Below are 1,974 nucleotides of genomic sequence, written 5' to 3'. Positions count from 1 at the left end.
TTCATCCGGGGGCATCGCCTACGGTTTGCTTCGCTGCACCTCCTCTCGATGCATGCGGCTGCGCCGCACGGTCGCTGCGCTCCCACCCCCGGATAAATCCCTCCACTCAGCCTTCCGATGGGGCCGGTACGTCAAAAGCGGTACTCGAGCTAACGCTCATTGTGTTGAGTGGTGGGAAGCCAAAGCAGAAGCAGAAGCAAGAGTAGAAGAAGCAGAGGATGCAGAAGGTGCAAGGTGCAAGGTGCAAGGTGCAAGGTGCAGCAGGTGCAGCAGGTGCAGCAGGTGCAGCAGTGTGAGTTGAGTTGCATACATTTCAAAACCCGAGTGCGACTCGGTCTTTCACGTCGGCGTACCTCTTCCAAACAGCGCGGTCAGTTCCCTCTCCCTCCGGGAGAGGGCTAGGGTGAGGGAAAGCTTTTGATCTTCTTTCAGGCAATAAAAAAGCCACCTCCCGGTGGCTTCTCTCTTTGACTGCACTCAGTCGTAAATCACTTTCTTCTTCCAGTCCGCGTCAGCCTCGACGTCTTTGAGGCCGGCAGTCAGTTGGTTTTCTTCGCCTTCGACCGGGGCAATTTTGTCCATGACCTGGGCGTTGGCGCGGGCCAGGAGTTTTTCCAGGTATTGGAGTTGTTCGGCGTAGATTTGCGGGTCCTGCTGTTTGCGCAGGTATTGCACGCCGCGTTCGAAGGCGAGGCGGGCCTGGCCTGGTTGGTTTTGCTGGAGTGCGTGCTGGCCGAGGTTGTTGAAGAACTCGATGTGCAGCAGTACGAGGATGTGGCGTACTTCGCGAACCCAGTGTTTGGCTTCGTTCGGTGGCAGGAAGCCGTCCTGGGCGGCGCGGGTGATCTGGCCGTGGAGGGCTTCGAGGAGGAAGCGGACGTCTTTGGCCTTGGCTTCGGTCTGGATCGGGGCCGGTGGGTTGTTGACCGGGATCGATTCGCCCTGGGCGACGAGGGCGCTGAGTTCAGTGATGCGGGCCTTGGTGGTGGCGCTGGTCTTTTCCAGGTTCAGCAGGCGCTGGCAGACGTTCAGCTCAAGGCGGGTCAGCAGCAGCTTGAGGGCCGGGGTCATGAACTGGCCGGGGAAGGTTTCGGTCAGTTCGCCGCAACGGCGCAGGCGGTCGTTGAGTTCGACCTTGGTGCGGGCCTTCTCCAGTTTGGTGTTTTCCACCACATGGTTCATGTAGCCAATGGCGATCAAGATTGCGATCCCGGCTATGACTAGCAGGGTGATCATGAGTGGTGTCACCGGTAAGACCTCTTTATAGGGTTCGCATGCGAGTGTAGTGGCTTGGCATAGAGGAGCCTAGCGCCGCTCGACGGGTTTGGATCGGCGAAGCTGAATCTGTATCGGCCAGGAACCGGCTTATATAAATGCTGGCCCTTGGGGTTCAGATTGCCATCACCTGTGCCGTGGACTATAACGCCTTGGCGAGTGTCGGAATATAGGCGTCAATCGTCGGGCGACGCAAAAGCCGGAAACGGCCCGTAAAGCAGGTCGAAGTCATTGATTTAAATAAATTTATATCTGGGGGTTGACGACCTTTCAATCCATCCATAGAATGCGCGCCACTTGCAGCGTAAAGCACACAGCGAAACGCGGCAGGGAGTGAATGTTGTAGTGTGTCCCCTTCGTCTAGTGGCCTAGGACACCGCCCTTTCACGGCGGTAACAGGGGTTCGAGTCCCCTAGGGGACGCCAATGCGGGAATAGCTCAGTTGGTAGAGCACGACCTTGCCAAGGTCGGGGTCGCGAGTTCGAGTCTCGTTTCCCGCTCCAATTTTAAACAGCAACGCTTTCGGGCGGTGCTGAGTGAAACCAGAACCCGATCTTCGGAGACGGATCTGGACACCGAAACACACACCATGTGTTCCGGGTAGCGTGTCCCCTTCGTCTAGTGGCCTAGGACACCGCCCTTTCACGGCGGTAACAGGGGTTCGAGTCCCCTAGGGGACGCCATTTGCGGGAATAGCTC

1 protein-coding gene and 3 tRNA genes are annotated in these 1,974 nt (G+C 57.8%); 3 read left to right on the top strand and 1 reads right to left on the bottom strand.

Annotation, left to right across the window (positions count from 1 at the left end; all coding sequences use genetic code 11):
- Positions 1-477: 477 nt before the first annotated feature.
- Positions 478-1,236 (bottom strand): hypothetical protein, encoded by a 759-nt coding sequence (locus EIY71_RS28405; RefSeq protein WP_173892861.1) that lies wholly within the window; start codon positions 1,234-1,236, stop codon positions 478-480.
- Positions 1,237-1,624: 388 nt separating this feature from the next.
- On the opposite strand from EIY71_RS28405, the gene EIY71_RS28400 reads away from it, so the two are divergent.
- The 3 genes from EIY71_RS28400 to EIY71_RS28390 all read left to right on the top strand — a co-directional run bounded on the left by EIY71_RS28400 (position 1,625) and on the right by EIY71_RS28390 (position 1,958).
- Positions 1,625-1,700 (top strand) — tRNA-Glu (locus tag EIY71_RS28400).
- 2 nt (positions 1,701-1,702) lie between these two features.
- Positions 1,703-1,778, top strand: a tRNA-Gly gene (locus tag EIY71_RS28395).
- Between the two features lie 104 nt (positions 1,779-1,882).
- Positions 1,883-1,958: transfer RNA gene (locus EIY71_RS28390), tRNA-Glu, on the top strand.
- Positions 1,959-1,974 lie beyond the last annotated feature (16 nt).

The sequence above is a fragment of the Pseudomonas sp. CH235 genome, from assembly GCF_004368175.1.
GTDB lineage: Bacteria > Pseudomonadota > Gammaproteobacteria > Pseudomonadales > Pseudomonadaceae > Aquipseudomonas > Aquipseudomonas paraglycinae.
Note: the sequence above shows the minus strand (reverse complement) of the source record. Positions and strands in the feature narration are given on the sequence as shown.

Bases quoted from the DNA above. Each gene is read 5' to 3' on its own strand.
- EIY71_RS28405 (WP_173892861.1), bottom strand. From the start codon at position 1,236: ATGATCACCCTGCTAGTCATAGCCGGGATCGCAATCTTGATCGCCATT.